At 40.8% G+C, this 17,451-nt stretch carries 23 protein-coding genes; all 23 read right to left on the bottom strand.

Annotation, left to right across the window (positions count from 1 at the left end; genetic code table 11):
* Positions 1-8: 8 nt before the first annotated feature.
* Positions 9-1,097 carry a flagellar biosynthesis protein FlhB gene (gene flhB / locus NSS76_RS08075; protein WP_029706524.1) on the bottom strand — a complete coding sequence of 363 codons (1,089 nt, stop codon included), beginning with the start codon at positions 1,095-1,097 and terminating at the stop codon, positions 9-11.
* Positions 1,094-1,873 (bottom strand): flagellar biosynthetic protein FliR, encoded by a 780-nt coding sequence (gene fliR / locus NSS76_RS08070; protein WP_073205185.1) that lies wholly within the window; start codon positions 1,871-1,873, stop codon positions 1,094-1,096. The genes flhB and fliR overlap by 4 nt, the downstream gene beginning before the upstream one ends.
* 6 nt (positions 1,874-1,879) lie before the next feature.
* Positions 1,880-2,149, bottom strand: coding sequence for a flagellar biosynthesis protein FliQ (gene fliQ, locus NSS76_RS08065; RefSeq protein WP_003211206.1), 270 nt, complete (start codon positions 2,147-2,149; stop codon positions 1,880-1,882).
* A 16-nt stretch (positions 2,150-2,165) separates the two neighbouring features.
* Entirely contained in the window at positions 2,166-2,831 is a 666-nt protein-coding gene (gene fliP / locus NSS76_RS08060) for a flagellar type III secretion system pore protein FliP (protein WP_008354479.1), read from the bottom strand.
* The gene (fliZ, locus tag NSS76_RS08055; protein WP_024424165.1) at positions 2,824-3,483 is read right to left on the bottom strand and encodes a flagella biosynthesis regulatory protein FliZ; all 660 of its coding nucleotides are present in this window, start codon (positions 3,481-3,483) and stop codon (positions 2,824-2,826) included. The genes fliP and fliZ overlap by 8 nt, the downstream gene beginning before the upstream one ends.
* 18 nt (positions 3,484-3,501) lie before the next feature.
* Complete coding sequence (locus NSS76_RS08050; RefSeq protein WP_007499584.1) at positions 3,502-3,864, bottom strand: response regulator; 363 nt, start codon at positions 3,862-3,864, stop codon at positions 3,502-3,504.
* A gap of 27 nt (positions 3,865-3,891) precedes the next feature.
* Positions 3,892-5,013: a flagellar motor switch phosphatase FliY gene (fliY, locus tag NSS76_RS08045; RefSeq protein ID WP_024424166.1), complete on the bottom strand. Its 1,122-nt coding sequence runs from the start codon at positions 5,011-5,013 to the stop codon at positions 3,892-3,894.
* Positions 5,003-6,001, bottom strand: a complete 999-nt coding sequence (gene fliM / locus NSS76_RS08040) for a flagellar motor switch protein FliM (protein WP_024424167.1) — start codon at positions 5,999-6,001, stop codon at positions 5,003-5,005. Before fliM ends, fliY begins: the two co-directional genes overlap by 11 nt.
* A 32-nt stretch (positions 6,002-6,033) precedes the next feature.
* Entirely contained in the window at positions 6,034-6,462 is a 429-nt protein-coding gene (fliL, locus tag NSS76_RS08035) for a flagellar basal body-associated protein FliL (RefSeq protein ID WP_024424168.1), read from the bottom strand.
* On the bottom strand, positions 6,459-6,674 hold the full coding sequence (locus tag NSS76_RS08030; RefSeq protein ID WP_008344794.1) for a flagellar FlbD family protein: 216 nt from the start codon (positions 6,672-6,674) through the stop codon (positions 6,459-6,461). Before NSS76_RS08030 ends, fliL begins: the two co-directional genes overlap by 4 nt.
* Before the next feature lie 37 nt (positions 6,675-6,711).
* On the bottom strand, positions 6,712-7,506 hold the full coding sequence (gene flgG / locus NSS76_RS08025; protein WP_073205183.1) for a flagellar basal body rod protein FlgG: 795 nt from the start codon (positions 7,504-7,506) through the stop codon (positions 6,712-6,714).
* Positions 7,507-7,523: 17 nt separating this feature from the next.
* The gene (gene flgD / locus NSS76_RS08020) at positions 7,524-7,970 is read right to left on the bottom strand and encodes a flagellar hook assembly protein FlgD (protein WP_024426978.1); all 447 of its coding nucleotides are present in this window, start codon (positions 7,968-7,970) and stop codon (positions 7,524-7,526) included.
* Positions 7,970-9,295, bottom strand: a complete 1,326-nt coding sequence (locus tag NSS76_RS08015; protein WP_122631394.1) for a flagellar hook-length control protein FliK — start codon at positions 9,293-9,295, stop codon at positions 7,970-7,972. Before NSS76_RS08015 ends, flgD begins: the two co-directional genes overlap by 1 nt.
* Positions 9,296-9,997, bottom strand: coding sequence for a MotE family protein (locus NSS76_RS08010; protein ID WP_025092579.1), 702 nt, complete (start codon positions 9,995-9,997; stop codon positions 9,296-9,298).
* A 12-nt stretch (positions 9,998-10,009) separates the two neighbouring features.
* Entirely contained in the window at positions 10,010-10,453 is a 444-nt protein-coding gene (gene fliJ, locus NSS76_RS08005; RefSeq protein ID WP_024424173.1) for a flagellar export protein FliJ, read from the bottom strand.
* A gap of 8 nt (positions 10,454-10,461) precedes the next feature.
* Positions 10,462-11,778: a flagellar protein export ATPase FliI gene (gene fliI / locus NSS76_RS08000; RefSeq protein ID WP_024424174.1), complete on the bottom strand. Its 1,317-nt coding sequence runs from the start codon at positions 11,776-11,778 to the stop codon at positions 10,462-10,464.
* On the bottom strand, positions 11,775-12,539 hold the full coding sequence (fliH, locus tag NSS76_RS07995; protein WP_073205175.1) for a flagellar assembly protein FliH: 765 nt from the start codon (positions 12,537-12,539) through the stop codon (positions 11,775-11,777). The genes fliI and fliH overlap by 4 nt, the downstream gene beginning before the upstream one ends.
* A complete protein-coding gene (gene fliG, locus NSS76_RS07990) occupies positions 12,532-13,548 on the bottom strand; it encodes a flagellar motor switch protein FliG (RefSeq protein ID WP_024424176.1) in 1,017 nt (338 codons plus the stop codon). Before fliG ends, fliH begins: the two co-directional genes overlap by 8 nt.
* A gap of 11 nt (positions 13,549-13,559) precedes the next feature.
* A complete protein-coding gene (gene fliF, locus NSS76_RS07985; protein WP_024424177.1) occupies positions 13,560-15,152 on the bottom strand; it encodes a flagellar basal-body MS-ring/collar protein FliF in 1,593 nt (530 codons plus the stop codon).
* Between the two features lie 49 nt (positions 15,153-15,201).
* Positions 15,202-15,519, bottom strand: coding sequence for a flagellar hook-basal body complex protein FliE (gene fliE, locus NSS76_RS07980; protein ID WP_025092577.1), 318 nt, complete (start codon positions 15,517-15,519; stop codon positions 15,202-15,204).
* A gap of 11 nt (positions 15,520-15,530) precedes the next feature.
* Positions 15,531-15,983, bottom strand: coding sequence for a flagellar basal body rod protein FlgC (flgC, locus tag NSS76_RS07975; protein WP_024424179.1), 453 nt, complete (start codon positions 15,981-15,983; stop codon positions 15,531-15,533).
* Entirely contained in the window at positions 15,983-16,372 is a 390-nt protein-coding gene (gene flgB / locus NSS76_RS07970) for a flagellar basal body rod protein FlgB (protein ID WP_034623641.1), read from the bottom strand. The genes flgC and flgB overlap by 1 nt, the downstream gene beginning before the upstream one ends.
* A 288-nt stretch (positions 16,373-16,660) precedes the next feature.
* Positions 16,661-17,440 (bottom strand): GTP-sensing pleiotropic transcriptional regulator CodY, encoded by a 780-nt coding sequence (gene codY / locus NSS76_RS07965; RefSeq protein WP_007499612.1) that lies wholly within the window; start codon positions 17,438-17,440, stop codon positions 16,661-16,663.
* Between the last annotated feature and the right edge of the window lie 11 nt (positions 17,441-17,451).

The following is a 17,451-nucleotide window of genomic DNA, read 5'->3' as shown; positions in this document are numbered from 1 at the left end:
CCAAAAATTCATAAAATCTTTTGTTTCGTTTTATAGACGTAAGCTAAAATTTCTGCGATGGCCTTAAAGTATTCTTCCGGCACCGCTTGGTCGATGTCGACCTGATCATAGAGCGCGCGGGCAAGCGGGCGGTTCTCTACAGTCATGACATCATGTTCTTTCGCAATCGTTCTAATTTTCAAAGCCAAAATATCCGTTCCCTTCGCCACAACATAGGGCGCGTCCATTTTTTCTTCATCATACTTTAAAGCAATGGCATAGTGGGTTGGGTTTGTAATGATGACGTCCGCTTTTGGGACTTCCTGCATCATCCGTCTCATGGCCATTTCCCGCTGACGCTGTTTAATCTTTGATTTGATGAGCGGGTCACCCTCTGATTTTTTATACTCATCTTTGATGTCTTGTTTGGACATCCGCAAGTTTTTTTCATAATCAAATTTCTGATACATATAATCAAGCCCTGCCAAGATCAGAAGAGCACCAGCAGCATACAGCCCCATAATCAAGGTCATATTTGCGACGAAATGAAGGGTTTCCTCTGCTGTTAATAAAGGAAGCCGCAGAATTTCGTCAAAGTGCATCCAAAGAGCGATAAATGTCGCAAAGCCAACAAAGCCAATTTTCAAAATGGATTTTAATAGCTCTACGAGGGCTCGAATACTGTATATCCGTTTAAACCCTTTGATTGGGTCAAGCTTTTCTAATTTCGGTTTGATCACTTCTGTTGAAAAGAGAAAGCCGACTTGTAAATAGTTACTGATAATCCCCGCCAGCATGCCAACACCAAGGATTGGCATGAGGAGGAGCCCTGTTTCTTGAAGCAATTCCAAGAATAATTGATGAATATTAGATGTGCTAACTTTCATTAGCATGGTTGTTGAATAAAAACGTTCTATGAGCGCGATAATCCGCTCTTTCATAAAAGGCCCAATAAAAAAGAATGATAAAAAGATTAATAGAAATGAGATGGCTGTATTGACGTCGGTACTTTTGGCAACCTGTCCTTTTTTACGTGAATCCCGCCTTTTTTTCGGCGTTGCTTTTTCTGTTTTTTCACCTGCGAAAAATTGCAAGTCTAGTCTAAGCCTTGTCATCATGACGAACCACCGACCAATGCTAAGAAATTCCTCATGGTGAGTACAATCGTTTCAAATGTATTTTGGACAACACCGAAGATGACGCCCATACAGATGATGATCATAATAAAACTCACACCCATTTTAATAGGAAGTCCAACCACAAATACGTTCATTTGCGGAACTGTACGTGCCACAATCCCCAGCGCCAAATCGACTAAAAACAGACTTGCCACGACAGGTGCCGAGATTTGAAAGGCGATGATAAACATTTGGTTGAAGCTCTTTGCGATAAAGTAAGCAAAGGATTCACTGCCGAAATTCAGCGCGTATTGATCAACTGCAATGTATTGAAAGCTGTAATAGATTCCATCAAGCAGCAAGTGATGTGCGTTTGTTGCCAGCATCAACAGCAATGTGACCGTATAAAAAAACTGTCCCATCAGCGGTGTCTGCGCCCCTGTTTGCGGGTCAATAATATTGGCAATCGCAAAACCCATTTGAAAATCAATGAATGAGCCGGCAATTTGAACAGCGGACACCATGATGTATGCAATCAGTCCAAGCAGAAGTCCGACCATTGCTTCTTTCACCGCAAGCATCATATAAAGACCGTCTATGTCGAGTGCTGACGGTTCTTTTATGGTGCTAAAACTAATGACAGCTAAAAACAGTGAGAATCCAACTCTGTGTACAGCCGGGATCGTTCTATGCGCTAAAAGCGGTACTGTCACAAAAAAAGCGGTGATCCGAATAAAAACTAAAAGAAAAGCAGGGAATAATTCTATGATTGACATCGCTGGTTAACCTGCAAATCGATCTAAATTCGAGAACAGCTCTGTCGTAAAGGACACAATTGTTGAAAGCATCCATGGACCAAACACAACAAGTCCAATGAGTACAGCAACAATCTTAGGAATAAACGCAAGCGTCTGTTCTTGAATTTGGGTTGTCGCCTGAAACACACTGACAATCAGTCCCACAATGAGTGCGAGCGCTAGAAGCGGCCCACTCACAAGCAATACTACATACACTGATCTTTCAGCCATCGTAATGACAAATTCTGAACTCATGTTTTAAGCACCTACTCTAAAAGCTTTGCAGCAAAGATTTCACTATCAAATACCATCCATCGACTAAAACAAATAACAATATTTTGAAAGGGAGCGATATCATAACCGGCGGAAGCATCATCATCCCCATTGACATCAGAACACTTGCGACCACCATGTCAATAATTAAAAATGGAATAAAGATCATGAAACCAATTTGAAATGCCGTCTTTAATTCTGAAATGGCAAAAGCGGGAACCATCGCCGTTAATGGAATATCTTTAATCGATTCAGGTGTATCCATTTTTGCGTAGCTAAGAAATAAAGCCAAATCTTTCTGTCTCGTATGTTTACTCATAAACTCTTTAATAGGCACTTCGGCTTTTTCATACGCCTGATTTAACGTGATGTCATCATTTAAAAGCGGCGTCAGCGCCTCTTTATTAATCTGTGAGAACGTGGGCGCCATGATAAAAAATGTGAGAAACAAAGCAAGTCCAACAAGCACTTGGTTTGGCGGCATTGAGTTGGTTGCAAGTGATGTTCTGACGAATGAAAGAACAATCACAATCCGTGTAAAACAAGTCATTAAAATGAGAATGCCCGGTGCAACCGAAAATACAGTTAAAAGTAATAGAAGACGGACAGATGTGCTGATATTTCCTGCACCGCTGGAATTAAATAAATCGATAAACTCATTCATTTTGTTTCGGGCCTTTCTTTCTGACTTCTGATTGGGTCTTTTTCAATTCGGCTAGCTGCGCTTTTAAATTGGCTGAAAAAGAAGAAGTGGTCGTCTGATCATGTTTCTTTATCTGCGATGTGAATTTTTGAACCATTTTTGGTAAATCGGTTTTGCTTTCCATCGCTTCTTCATATTGTTTCACGATTGCTTCACATTCTTGTTCATCATCAATCTCTTTTAGCAGCTGGATTGAGTCTGCTACGCCGACAACTAATACTCTTTTGCCCACTTTGATCAGCTGGACTGAACGGTTTTGTCCGACTGTCGTTCCGCCAATATTTTCAACATATCGAAATGGTTTGAGTAAGCGGTTTTGCTTACCAACAAATCTCACCAATCCATAAATAAGCAGGATGACAAAAAGTAAGGCACCAATCATTTTGACAAAATCCATAATGGAGACAGAAGAAGAGGGAACTTCTTCTGCCGGATTCGTTTGATTGTCAGTGGTTTTCTTCTCTGTATCCTTTTTGCTTTCTTTCTCATCTTTGAGCCAGTCATTCACTGTGCCATTCTCAGGATCTTTCGTTTCGGCAAACAGAGAGGCAGGCTGCATCGTCAAGAAAAGCATAAAACTGATCATTGCTATACATATCAAACGTTTTTTCAACAAATCTTACACCCTTTTTTAGCCTAACGTTTTATTAATTGCTTCAAGTACGCGGTCTGCCTGGAATGGCTTCACGATAAAGTCTTTTGCACCTGCTTGGATCGCGTCAATAACCATTGACTGCTGTCCCATAGCAGAACACATGATGATTTTTGCAGAAGCATCGATTTGTTTAATTTCTTTTAGTGCAGTGATTCCGTCCATTTCCGGCATGGTGATATCCATTGTGACAAGATCAGGAGATGTTTCTTTGTATTTTTCAACTGCTTGTGCGCCGTTTTCTGCTTCTCCTACTACATCAAATCCGTTTTTTACAAGAATATCCTTGATCATCATTCTCATGAATGCTGCATCATCTACGATTAATACCTTAGTAGCCATTTACTTATTCTCTCCCTATATGTTTGTTTATTTTAAATTAGAAAGTCTTTCTGACTGACTTAAAATATCAGTCACACGAACACCAAAGTTCTCATCAATGACAACGACTTCCCCTTTGGCGACGATTCGTTTGTTCACTAGAATGTCTACTGGCTCACCAGCAAGTTTGTCCAGTTCAATGATACTTCCAGCTGAAAGCTCAAGAACTTCTTTCACACTGCGCTGAGTTCTTCCAAGTTCCACCGTAATGGAAAGCGGAATGTCCATCAGCATATCAAGGTTTCCTAGCTGGCTTGTTGTATGCTGAGGCTCACTGAACGATTCAAATTCAACTGGCGCCACATTTACAGGTGCTGCCGGCTTTGGCTTTGCCTGTCTTTTCGGCGGTGCTGCTTGCTGCGCTGGGGCAGACTGCGTTTGCGGAGCTGCCGGCTGAGGTTCAGGTGCACTCACTTCTTCTTGAACCGGCTCTTCTTCTTGGGCAGGATCTGTTAATTCTGCAATTAAATCCTTCGCAAATGTAATAGGATAAAGCTGCATAATATTTGAATCGATGAGTTCACCTATTTTTAATCTGAAGGATACTTTGACAAGCATTTCTTCAGCTGGAATGCGGTCTGTCCCTTCTCCTTCTTTCACATCAAGTAATTCGACGCGCGGCGGAGAAATATCAATCTTTTTATTAAAGACAGTCGACATGGATGTCGCAGCAGAACCCATCATTTGGTTCATTGCTTCTTGTACTGCACTTAAGTGAATCTCACTTAAAGAAGGGTCAGCATTTGTCCCGTCTCCGCCCATCATTAAGTCCGCAATAACTGCTGCATCTGTTTGCTGGACGACAAGCAGGTTACTTGCGCTGAAACCTTCCGTATAATTCACTTCAATAGCGACATACGGATGAGGAAATTCCTCATTCAGCATACTTTTTTGAATCACTGTAACAGTTGGAGTTGTAATCTCCACTTTTTGATTTAATAGGGTTGAAAGTGCTGTTGCAGAGCTGCCAAATGAAATATTTCCGATTTCTCCAATGGCATCTTGCTCCATTGCAGAAAGGATTGTATCAGGCTCTATATCGTCATTGCTGCCTCCTTTAAGGAGCGCATCGATTTCGTCTTGTGATAATTTACTTCCGTTATTCTCCATCTTCTTCACCTCTTATGTCGTGATCTAGAATTTGAATCGCCTGTTTCCGATTCACGCGGCCGGCCTGTCCCAAGAATTTCGGTTTATTTCCGACCATAACAGTAAGAGGCGCATTTACTGGTTTGTCCAAGGCAATACAATCACCAATTTCCAAATTCAAAAACTCTTCCACCGTCATTTCCGATTGTCCCAGCTCTGCGACTACCGGTATTTTTGCCTTCATAATCCGTTTTTCAATGGCCTTTGTTTCTTGCTGTTTTGGTTCATTTCGTTCAGACTGCATCCAGTAGTGTACAGACAGCTTCGGAATAATAGGCTCTAATACAACGTGAGGAATACATAGGTTAATAACCCCGCTTACCTCGCCAATCTGTGTATTAAGAGAAATGACGACAACTGTTTCGTTTGGTGACACCATTTGAACAAACTGGGGATTTACCTCGAAATCTGCCATTTCAGGCTCGATGTCGGTTATGGACTGCCACGCTTCTCTGTAATTTTCCAAAGCTCCCTCAAACATGTTTGAGATAATCTTTGTTTCAATTTCTGTAAGTGATTCTGTCTTATTATGACTAATGCCAATCCCGCCCATCAGCCTGTCCATCATCGCATAGCCGATTGTTGGGTTTACTTCAAGCATGATTCTTCCTTCAAGCGGGCTGACATAAAATAAGTTTAATAATGTCATATTAGGAATCGAACGAATAAATTCTTCGTATGGTACTTGGTCAACCGAGCTGACAGTAATTTGAATATATGATCTTAGCTGCGCTGAAAAATGCGTGGTGAGCAGTCTAGCGAAGTTATCATGAATCCTAGTTAAACTTCGAATCTGGTCTTTTGAAAAGCGCAGTGCACGTTTAAAGTCATACACCTTCACTTTTTTCGTCGTTTCCTCTTTTTTCAGCTCTTCTGCATCCATTTCGCCTGTTGAGATGGCGGATAATAATGCGTCGATCTCATTCTGGGAAAGCACTTCTCCTGACATTTCTTCACCTCCATCGCGTTAATTAATCGCCTCTATTGCAGATTAAAGGAGGTTATATATACTTCTTTCACCTTGCCATCTTGCAAATAGTTATTCACTTTGTTTTTGACTTGTGTTTTAAAATGTTCTCTGCCTTTTTTGCCATCAAGTTCATCTGCATTCGTGTCTGATAAAATGTCGATGACAGCATCTTTTACCTGGAAACTTCTTTTCTCAAGCTCTGATTTTGCTTTTTCAGAGTCCGTTTCAATATTCAGGACAAGTTTGACAGCATTTCCTTCAGATTTTAAATTGGTGATAATCTCAGGAATTTCAACAGAAGCTTTTACAACTTCATCTGCTGTTGGCTCTTTTTCGGCTTTTGCTTCGTCTGACCCATTCAGCAGAAAAAAGATGCCTGCTCCAATTCCGACGATGGCAATAATCATGATTAGCATTACTACGACTAATTTCTTCTTCATTCAAACTCCTCTATTCCTTGATTCAATGAAATGACTTGGATTTTTCTGTAGAAAGAAATGATTTTCTCTTGAAGCTGCTCTTCATCTTCTTTCACAACGAATTTCTTTCCATTGGCCAAAGTAATGGTCGTGTCTGGAAAACTTTCGATTTGCTCGATATGGAGAGCGTTCAGCATAAATCCTTTGCCATTTAATCTTGTTACTTCAATCATATTAAGCAGAGAAGCGAGCATCCGCTCCCCCTACCTCCTATCGTTTCAGATTCACAAGCTCTTGCAGAATTTCATCAGATGTTGTGATCGTCTTTGCATTCGATTGGAATCCGCGCTGCGCGATAATCATTTCGGTAAACTCGTCTGTTAAATCAACGTTTGACATTTCAAGTTTCCCTGTTTGAAGTTCACCTGTTCCTTGACTTCCAGGAGCGATGGCATTACTTGGCGCACCGGAACTGAGCGTTTGGCGGTATAGGTTATCCCCAATCTTATCTAATCCTCCTGCATTACTGAATGACACAAGTGATATTTGCCCAACAGTACGAGAAACGTTGTTCTCAACAACAGAAACTGTCCCATCTGGCCCAACACTAACACTTGACACATTGTCGCTTGGAATGTTGATTCTTTGCCCATCCATGCCAAGTAGATAGTTTCCATCAGGTGTTGCCAAATCCCCATTTGAATCAGGTTTGAAGTTCCCTGTTCTTGTAAATAGGATTTCACCTTGCTTTTGAATACGGAAAAATCCATCTCCATTAATATAGAAATCATATGGTTCGTCTGTATTTTGAGAAGAGCCTGGTTTCATGATTTTATCAATAGAAGATAAAGATGATCCTAAACCAACTTGTTTTGAGTTGATTGAACCAGAGTTGTTCGTCGGTCCACCTGAGCTTGAAATGGTTTGGCTGACCATATCTTTAAATGTGATACGGCTTTTTTTGTATCCGTGTGTATTGACGTTGGCTACGTTGTTGGCTACCACATCTAATTTTGTTTGGAAGTTTTTCATTCCGCTAATTCCTGAGTAAAGTGAGCGTAACATTTATTTTCCTCCTCGAATTACTTCGTTTTTTCTCCAACTGCTGTAACATCCCAAGGGCTGATTTTCGTTCCATCTTCTAAAACAAGTAAGTATTCATTGTCTATGTTTTTAACAGACTTCACAGTGCCCGATATCTCTTTATCATCCAATTTGCCCGATACTTCTTTACCAATCCAGCCTACATACGTCGTAAACGGATCTTGGTGTGCAACAAATGTAGACATGAGCTGATTCAGCTTGGTGATCGAATCGTTCATATTGGTTTGCTGTTCTAAAGATGAAAATGTCGCAAGCTGCGTGACAAACTCACGGTCATCAAGCGGATTTGTCGGATCTTGGTTTTGAAGCTGCGTGAGCAAAATTTTCAAGAATTGATCTTTGCCAAGCGTATCTGTTTTCTTTTCTGCTTTTGAAGAAGTGTCTGCTTGTGCGGCTGTTCTATTCGTAGCATCAACTGTTGCCATTAGATCTCCTCCTCTTCTTCATCTGACCCAACAAGAGCGTCCAGTACATCTTGAAATTCTGCTTCCTGTTCATCAGTCTGCTGGAAATTCTGTCCTTTTGGCTGCTGCTGCTTGTTTTCTTCACTAAACTGTCCAAATAACGGCTGCTCATTTGATTGAAGCGGTATATGGAAACGGTCCACTTGAACCGACATATTCGGAAGCGCCTGCTTGAGCTGCGGCAGATGATGCTCTAACAGCTCTTTCGCTGCTTGCGTCGAGGCTGTAATTTTACTAGCATACATACCGTTTTGCTTCGTTAGCTGAATGGTAATGAATCCAAGATTTTCTGGATTTAATCGAACGGTAAAGCGTCCGCTTGAATTGCCAAACGGCGTGAATTTCATTTGCTTCCACGTGTTTAGAATTTGCTGATCAACTGTTCCCGGCTTCTCATCAGTCGTTTGTGTCTGCTGAACAGGAGCCGCTGACTGCAGTTGGAAAAACTGCTTATGACCTGGCAAAAGTGTATGGGTCATTATTTTTTCAGAAGCTGGTGCAGCAGCGCTTTGTCCTTTAACGACTTCTTTTTTGATGAGCCACTCAAGAGATGCATTCCCTTTTACAGGAGAAGAGAGTGTAGATTCTTGTTTTGGAGAGATTAGTTCTTTCAACTCTCCAAGTGAAATTTTCCACTCTTTGTCAGACCCTTTCGCATTCGCCATCATATGGTCGATTAACTGATTAAAGTGCTTTAGCTCACTTTGAGTCATCGAATTCAGCTTTGGCGTTGATCCCTGCGAGAAGAACTGCTCTTTTACTTGCTGAATGAGTTTTTCATCTACCCCGTTTTTCGAAAGAAAGTGGATAAAGTCTTGACCTTTTCCTTCAATATCCTGCACAAGTTTCGCATCAAAGCTTGGCGGCTGTTGATTGAGCAATTGATAGATGAAGAAGTGGACTTGTATGAGCTGTTCACTATGTTCAGAACCTGGCTTTTCCGCTTGATCACCGTAAATGGAAGATTCCATTTTTTGAAATAATTCTTCAAGTGATTTGAGATCAGATGATTCAAGCGTTTGACCTTGTAGTGTTTGAAGCGCACTTAGTAGGTCTGCGCTCATTCCTTCTTCAGGTGATTGCATCCATTTTTCAACAATTTGCATCGCATCATTGATAGAAAGAGAGGCTGCAGCGGCTGTCTCAGCATGAACAGGACCGCTTTGAGCGCCTGCTCCGCTAAGCAATTGTTTAAACAAACCTCGTGCAGATGCGGCGCCGTCTCCTTTTAGCCCTGAAAGACCTTGAGAAGATTGCTGTAAGGCTCCAATATCCAATAGCTTCACTTATTGTCCACCCCCATTTTCACTTTCTTCTTTTTTGGCAAGCTCTTTTGTAAACGTTGCTGCCTTCTGAGGTGTCAGTTTTGCTAATATGTCTGTCAGTTTATTTTTGCTCAGCTCTTCAAGAATTTTTAACGCCTCTTTATCACTTAATTCTGATAAAATTTTGGCGGATTTTCCTGGGTCCATGCTTTCATAAATGCTGGCGACCTTTCCTTTTGTCTGCTGATTAGAGGATGCCGCTGCATCAGAGGACGTCCCTGCCGAGTTATTATCTGACGTGTTATTTGATGAGCTGTTATTCGATGAACTGTCATTGGCTGACGTATTCTTTGCATCATTTTCAGATGTTTTTTCAAGTGAGTTGATTTTTTGATTCAGTCTTTTAATCTCTTCATCACTTGTTTTCAAATCTTTTTGTGCAATTTCGAGTTCATTTTTTTGCTCTTTAATGGTCTTTTTCAGTTCTTTCAACTCTGCATCGCTTTGATCATTAGGTGAAGATGACGTTTTTGAGGTGTCATCTGAACCAACTAAGCTGCTAATCACCGGAATGTTTTGGAGCGGTTTTTTTAGATCAAAACCTGCCATATAAAGGATCGTGCCAGTGACAATCACAAGCACAATCAATGGGATGATGACAATAAACAAGATCCATTGAAATTTCCCGCCGCCTGATTCCTTCGTTTTTTCCTTCTTAGGCATTCATCTCGACTCCTAATGTCCTTGAAACATGAATTGGCTGATAGAGATATCATCCATTTCTTTCATTTCAATTGCCTTATGTTCAAGGGAGAACTTTTCAAATTGCTTTTCTTTCATTTTTTCAAACTTTTTAAACTCAATGTTTTTTTCAGTTAAATCAGATTGTTTTTCATTCATTTGATGGCGTTTCATGATCACAAGCTGCTGATAATGCTGGATGGTGTTATCTAAGTTGGTCACAAATTGCTGGTAATGACGCATTTCTTGAACACTCATTCCACTTCTCAGCTTTTCTTCTTTGCTTTTTTCCATTAGCTCTTTTTTACTCATATTTTCATAGAGTTTTTCAGCAACTTGCTCAAATGCCGAAACGGATTGTTGGTATGCTGCGAGTGACTTGTCTTTTTCACTTTCTTTCAGTTCTAAGAGCTTTTGAAATTTGTATTGATATCTCACTGTTTTTGTCAATCCTCTCTATTCATCAAACTGAGCAATAAACTCACACTGTCTTCAATAGATACAGCCTCTTCTACATCCTGCTTCAAAAAAGAAATCAGGTGAGGGTAAGCCTGCATGGCCTCATCAATATCTTTGGAGGAGCCTTTTTTATATGCTCCAATATTAATGAGGTCTTCAGCGTTTTGATAAGTGGATAAAAGCTGGCGGAACCGGTTAGCCGCTTCCTTGTGATCATGACTTGCGATATTGCTCATGACACGGCTGATACTTTTCAAAATATTAACAGCGGGAAATTGTCCTTTGTTGGCTAAAGCACGATCAAGTACAATGTGACCATCCAGGATCCCCCTCACTGTATCAGCGATGGGCTCGTTCATATCGTCCCCATCAACAAGCACTGTGTAAAACGCTGTGATGGAACCAAGTTGATTTGTCCCAGTTCGTTCGAGCAATTTTGGCAGTATAGCGAACACTGAAGGTGTATATCCTTTTGTTGTTGGCGGCTCGCCAGTTGCGAGTCCTATTTCCCTTTGCGCCATGGCGACCCTTGTAACAGAATCCATCATGAACATGACATTTTTGCCTCTGTCCCTGAAATACTCCGCAATAGCTGTTGCTGTATACGCAGCTTTCAGTCTCGTCAGTGCAGGCTGGTCAGAAGTTGCAACGACAACAATGGATCGCTTCAGTCCTTCAGCACCTAAATCCTTTTCAATAAACTCACGAACTTCACGGCCACGCTCTCCAACAAGAGCAATGACATTCAGGTCTGCTTCTGTCTGCTTTGCAATCATCCCCATTAAGGTACTTTTTCCAACACCGCTTCCGGCAAAAATTCCGATCCTTTGACCAGTGCCAACTGTGAGCAGACTGTCAATGACTCTAACACCGACACCCATCTTTTCTCGAATAGGTGGCCTGTCCATTGGATTTGGGGGTGACTGATCTGTCGAAACAGGTGCAAGTCCTTTTGGAAGCATACTGCCATCAAGCGGATCACCGAAGGCATCAACGACTTCACCAATTAAACCAGTCCCTACTTTGACCTTCAGCGACTCACCCGTCGCTTCAACAAGACTTCCTGGTGAAATATTGGATGCTTCTACATAAGGCATGAGCAGAATGTTTTCATCTCTAAACCCTACGACCTCTGCTTTTATCGGATGGTGCTTGCTCCCTTTTTTATGAATGAGACATACATCACCGATCGAACTCTCCGGTCCCTTCGATTCAATCATCAGCCCAACCACTCGATTGACTTTACCAAATCGTTTATAAGGATCAGCGGTTTCAATCGTTTCTTTTAGCACATCCATTTTCATTTGTGATCACCTGAATCAATGACTTCTAATAATTTTTCTTTCAACTGATTCATTTGGGTATCAACACTCGCTTCCACTTTTCCAAAACTTGTTTCTACGTAACAAGTTCCTTTTGGCGCTTTTTCATCCGAGTAAATGGCAAGGTGTGTATCCTTTTGAAGGATTCTAATCAATTCGTCTTTATATTCCATCACATGCTCGTAATGTTCAGGGTCAACATAGATGGAAATATCATCATATTCTTTCACTTCTGAAATGACCTGCTTCACAAGAGCCAAAAATGGATCTTTCGTGTCCTCAGCTGCATTCCAAACGCGTTTGGCGAGTTCAAAAGCGAGTTCCACAATTTGCTCAGCAGAGCTTTCAATTTTTTCTTCGTAGTCCTGCCTTGCAAGACGAACGATGTCATTTGCTTGATCAAGAATAGCTTGGTACTGCAAATTCGCATCTGCTTCGCCCTTTTGGAAGCCGTCTTGATAACCTGCTTGTTTCGCTTCTTCAATGAGCTGCATTCTTTCTTCTTCAAAATTAGTCCGGCGCTGATTGATTTCAGCCATTGTTTTTTCCAGCTCACTGTTTGCTTGTTCTAATATGCGGCTCGCTTGATCTTCTGCATCACTGAGTACAAGCTGCGATGCTTCGGTTTCATTGACAAGCTCTTCTTCGTGATGTTCTCTTTTAAAGTTTACTTGCTGTAAAGGAATCGTTTGCCGTCCTTGTTCAGGAATAACAGATGTTTCATGTTTGATAATCCTAGACAATGATATCGTCTCCTCCGCCTCGAGCTATGACGATTTCTCCAGCTTCCTCAAGTCGTCTTACGATGCTGACAATACGGGTTTGTGCTTCCTCGACATCTCTAAGCCGGACAGGCCCCATAAACTCCATTTCTTCTTTGAATGTTTCGACCATCCGCTGTGACATGTTGCGGAAGACAATTTCTTTGACCTCTTCGCTTGCCACTTTGAGTGCGAGCAATAAGTCATCATTTTCAACATCTCTGATGACGCGCTGAATCGCTCTGCTGTCAAGAGTGACAATATCTTCAAAGACAAACATACGTTTCTTAATTTCATCCGCAAGCTCTGGATCTTGAATTTCAAGTGTGTCTAAAATGGTCTTCTCAGTAGCACGGTCTACACCATTTAGCACTTCTACAACCGCTTCGACTCCGCCCGTTTGCGTATAGTCCTGCGTAAAGGTTGAAGAAAGCTTTTGTTCAAGAATACGTTCCACCTCATTGATGATCTCTGGAGATGTGCGGTCCATTAAGGCAATACGTCTCGCAACCTCAGTTTGTACTTCCTCGCCTAACTCAGATAAAATTTGCCCAGCCTGCACTGGATCCAGGTAGGAAAGGATAAGTGCAATCGTTTGTGGATGCTCATGCTGGATAAAGTTTAAAATTTGTTCTGGCTCAGCCTTTCGAGCAAAATCAAATGGTTTCACTTGAAGAGAGGATGTCAGCCTGTTTAAGATGCTGTCCGCTTTATCCTCACCAAGCGCTTTTTCAAGCACTTGTCTTGCGTACATAAGACCGCCCTGCGATATGTAGTCCTGCGCGATGGCAATGCTGTGAAACTCTTCGATGACTTCATCTTTTTTAGCAGTATCTACACTTCGTACATTGGAAATTTCTAATGTTAATTTTTCTATTTCGTCTTCAGACAGATGTTTGTATACAGATGCTGACACGTCTAGCCCTAAGGAAATCATTAGGATTGCTGCTTTTTGTCTGCCTGTTAGTCGATTTGGATCTTTTCTCGACATGTGTATTCCTCCTAATCCTCGGACAGCCAGCTACGTAGCAATTTAGCAAAGTCTTCTGGTTTTTCTTTTGCCATTTTTTCAAGCTGATTTTTTCTCACCATTTCTTCTGTTTCTGGTTCAGTGTCAATATCAGGAACATCGATTGGTGTACGTTCATCAAACTCAAACTCTTCTTCCTCATCTCTTCTACGCTTGCGTACAAGAAGAATGATAAGAGCGATAATTGCAAGTAGGAGCACACCGCCTACAATATAAACCCAGATTGGAATATTGTTTGAAGGGTTATCTGCCGCAGTTTGCTGTTTACCGTCTAATTTTGATACAGATAAAACGATTTTGTTATCTAAGTCTGCTTGAGTGAGCGCTTGACCATTTGTGTATTCTTTATCAATCGATGTGCTAATGATCGTTGAAAGAATCTTTTTGATATCATCTTGTCTTTCAGCCGTTAAAGAGTTTACATCGTTTGCAGTTGGTGGTTCGACCAATGCTTGAATGCCAACATCTCTGATTTTATAAGGACTTTCTTTGATATCTTTATGAATGCGGTTGACTTCATAATTGATACGATCTTCGCTCTTTTCGTAATCTCCGCTTCCATTCGCTCCATCGGCACCTTGATAATTTGTGACATCATCGTCACCTGTTCCAGCAGTGCCTCCAGCTGCTGCGCCATTACCTGAATAAGTTTCAGCAATCTTTTCGGCGCTGACAGCAATTCCCTGCATGTTTTCTTTATCAACAGGTTCTACAAGGTCTTCTTTTCTTTTTTCTTCAGTAAAATCAATGTCTGTTGTGACCGATACAGCCACTTTATCTTGACCCATCATTGTTCCGAGCAGCTGCTGAATTTTTCTTTGAAGATTCTTTTCGATTTCCTCTTTTTTCTGCTGCTGTGCATCCATTCCACTTGCATAGGAATCGGAGCTGGTGTTTAAGTCGTAGTAGTTGGAATCTTGGTCCATAATGACAATGTTTTCTGTTTTTAAATTCGGCACACTTTTTGAAATAAGATGATAAAGGCCTTTTACTTGCTGCGGTGTAAGCGTGTAGCCTGGCTCAACTTGCAGCACAATGGATGCTGATGCATTACTTTGCTCTTCTCCAACAAAAACGGAATCTTTTGGCAGGTTAATCATCACTTTTGAATCTTTAATCCCATCAATCGTGTTGATCAGATTGGATAGTTCTGTCTGAGTTGCGTCTACTTTCAGAACATCAAATTCATTATCTGTTAAACCGAAGCCTGAATTGTTTGCAAAGAAGGAATAATCAATGTTGCCTGTCTTAGGGAGCCCTTCAGATGCGAGTGTTACTTTTAAAGAATCTGCTTGCTTTTCTGGAACGAGAATCGTTGTTCCATTGTTTGCAAGTTCCGATTTAACGTTTTTGCCATCTAGTTCCTGTTTGATTTGTCCAGCTTCTGCCTCAGACAAGTCTCTAAAGAGCGGAACCATTTTTTCAGAAGAAGCAAAGATGCTAACAACCGTAATAATGATTGCTAGGGCAGCAACGCCGCCAATCATGAGTATTTTTTGTAATTTTGATCGATTTCGCCAAAACTCAACTGTTTTTGTTCTTAATTGCATTAAAGTACGATTCATCTTAACCCCCGGTCATTCCATTCAGTCTTTTTTTGTCCACCAGCACCTCCTACATCTGCATTCTCATAATCTCTTGGTACGCTTCGACTGCTTTATTTCGAAACTCTGTTGCAGCTGTGAGTGTAACACTCGCTTTTTGCGCGGCAATCATGACTTCATCGAGATTGACATCTTTTCCTTGTGCAAGCGCATTTGTATACTGGTCTGATTTCAGCTGTGATTGATTTAATGCCTCAATGGAATTCTTCAGCACATCAGAGAAATTCGTTTGACTTTTAGGTGCAGCCGCCTGAACGGGCGTTGCATTCGTCAATTCACTTGCTTGCTGAGCAGTTTGAAGCTGGAAAGGAGATATTGCATTAACCAATTATTTTCACCTTACTTTCCTATTTCTAAAGCTTTCATCAGCATGCTTTTATTCGCATTTAGAGCAGTCACGTTTGCTTCATATGATCTTGAGCTGCTGATGAGGTCGACCATTTCTTTTAATGGATCGACATTTGGTGTTTGAACATATCCATTTTCATTGGCATCGGGATTTGTAGGATCATATTGAAGGTTGAATGGAGTTTCGTCTTCAGTAATCTTTGTTACTTTGACGCCGTTTCCTAATTTGCCGCTTGAATTCATACTTGAGTTCAATATAGATGAAAACGATTCACCTGACGGCTGTAATGTGACAAGCTTACGTCTATAAGGCTCCCAGTTGCCATCAACCTGTTTAGCTCTTGTTGTATCCATATTTGCAAGGTTTGAGGATACAACGTCCATTCTGAGCCTCTGTGCCGTTAATGCTGAGGCCGAAGCGTTCACTCCTGAAAAAATCGACATCACTTACCTCCTGTCAAAACTGTTTTAAGAGAATTGAATTTCCCGCTCATTCTTTCCACCAGCGCATTATACTGAATTTGGTTTTTAGCGAGTTCACTCATCTCTTGATCAATATCGACATTATTTCCGTTTTCTTGATAAGAAGTACGGTTGCTCGAAACAACTGAATAATTAGACCCTGTTTTAGAAAAATCAATGTGACCTTGGTATGTTTTTTTAGCATCTAATTTGATTGACGCATCATTTAGCATGTCATGGAATGTGACGTTTTTCGACTTGTAGTTCGGTGTGTCTATATTTGCGATATTATTGCTTATGACTTTTTGCTTAACATTCGCTCTGCCCAAGGCATTCTCAAGGTTGCTTATCGTTCCAGAAAATATATCCAAAACCATATACCTCCAATCATATGTATTTCATTCCATTTAATCATGTCGAGATTTGTAAAACCATATGTTCATTGTAAGAAATAATAGGATTAAAGTCTATGATGTATATGTAAAAAAAACTCGTAATATATATCTATTTTACGAATAGGTATAAAGGCCTAGATTCAAAGCACTACAGATTTGTAAGGGGTTTCTTGGAAAAAAGAGTGACATTTTTCGGACAAATCCTCATTTTTTCACATAAAAAAACCCTTTTCAGCATTTATTTCGGCTAAAAAGGGTTTTTGATTAATGAGATTTTAAATTTTCGAGTTCAATTAAAAATTTGTTGTTTAACACTTTGATGTACGTTCCCTTCATTCCAAGAGAACGAGATTCAATCACGCCTGCACTTTCTAACTTACGTAAGGCGTTTACGATCACTGAGCGCGTGATCCCTACACGGTCTGCAATTTTACTTGCAACGAGAAGACCTTCGTTTCCATCCAGCTCTTCAAAAATGTGCTCAATCGCTTCAAGCTCACTGTATGAAAGAGAGCTAATCGCCATTTGAACAACCGCTTTGCTTCTTGCTTCTTCTTCGATTTCCTCTGCTTTCTCGCGAAGAATCTCCATTCCAACAACTGTTGCCCCGTATTCAGCAAGAATTAAATCATCATCTGTGAATGTATCTTGTAAGCGGGACAGGATTAACGTACCTAAACGATCTCCTCCGCCGATAATTGGAACAATTGTTGTTAAACCTGATTGGAATAAGTCCCGGTTTTCAATCGGGAAAGCTGTATATTCACTGTTAATATCAAGGTTTGAAGACGTTTCAGGGACATTGAATAGACTCTTTGTATATTCTTCAGGGAACTGACGATCTTCAAGCATTTTTTTCATACGTGCATTTTCGATTTGTTGATTAATGGAGTAGCCAAGAAGCTTTCCCCTTCTGCTTAATACGAAAATGTTTGAATCAATGACATCTCTCAGTGTTTCTGCCATTTCTTTGAAATTAACTGGTTTCCCCGCTGCATCTTGCAGCATTGAGTTAATAATCCTTGTTTTTTGTAGTAACGCCATAATAATGATCC

Source organism: Bacillus sp. FSL R5-0654, from assembly GCF_038008745.1.
Classification (GTDB): Bacteria; Bacillota; Bacilli; order Bacillales; family Bacillaceae; genus Bacillus; species Bacillus safensis.
Note: the sequence above shows the minus strand (reverse complement) of the source record. Positions and strands in the feature narration are given on the sequence as shown.

Bases quoted from the DNA above. Each gene is read 5' to 3' on its own strand.
- fliI (WP_024424174.1), bottom strand. From the start codon at position 11,778: ATGAAAATGGATGTGCTAAAAGAAACGATTGAAACCGCTGATCCTTAT.
- fliF (WP_024424177.1), bottom strand. From the start codon at position 15,152: ATGAATCGTACTTTAATGCAATTAAGAACAAAAACAGTTGAGTTTTGG.
- fliM (WP_024424167.1), bottom strand. From the start codon at position 6,001: ATGTCAGGAGAAGTGCTTTCCCAGAATGAGATCGACGCATTATTATCC.
- codY (WP_007499612.1), bottom strand. From the start codon at position 17,440: ATGGCGTTACTACAAAAAACAAGGATTATTAACTCAATGCTGCAAGAT.
- fliP (WP_008354479.1), bottom strand. From the start codon at position 2,831: ATGAATGAGTTTATCGATTTATTTAATTCCAGCGGTGCAGGAAATATC.
- NSS76_RS08010 (WP_025092579.1), bottom strand. From the start codon at position 9,997: ATGCCTAAGAAGGAAAAAACGAAGGAATCAGGCGGCGGGAAATTTCAA.
- fliL (WP_024424168.1), bottom strand. From the start codon at position 6,462: ATGAAGAAGAAATTAGTCGTAGTAATGCTAATCATGATTATTGCCATC.
- NSS76_RS08030 (WP_008344794.1), bottom strand. From the start codon at position 6,674: ATGATTGAAGTAACAAGATTAAATGGCAAAGGATTTATGCTGAACGCT.
- NSS76_RS08050 (WP_007499584.1), bottom strand. From the start codon at position 3,864: ATGGCTACTAAGGTATTAATCGTAGATGATGCAGCATTCATGAGAATG.
- flhB (WP_029706524.1), bottom strand. From the start codon at position 1,097: ATGATGACAAGGCTTAGACTAGACTTGCAATTTTTCGCAGGTGAAAAA.
- flgC (WP_024424179.1), bottom strand. From the start codon at position 15,983: ATGTCGATTTTTTCAGGAGTGAACGCTTCGGCCTCAGCATTAACGGCA.
- flgD (WP_024426978.1), bottom strand. From the start codon at position 7,970: ATGGCAACAGTTGATGCTACGAATAGAACAGCCGCACAAGCAGACACT.
- fliR (WP_073205185.1), bottom strand. From the start codon at position 1,873: ATGTCAATCATAGAATTATTCCCTGCTTTTCTTTTAGTTTTTATTCGG.
- fliQ (WP_003211206.1), bottom strand. From the start codon at position 2,149: ATGAGTTCAGAATTTGTCATTACGATGGCTGAAAGATCAGTGTATGTA.
- fliY (WP_024424166.1), bottom strand. From the start codon at position 5,013: ATGGAGAATAACGGAAGTAAATTATCACAAGACGAAATCGATGCGCTC.
- fliG (WP_024424176.1), bottom strand. From the start codon at position 13,548: ATGTCGAGAAAAGATCCAAATCGACTAACAGGCAGACAAAAAGCAGCA.
- flgG (WP_073205183.1), bottom strand. From the start codon at position 7,506: ATGTTACGCTCACTTTACTCAGGAATTAGCGGAATGAAAAACTTCCAA.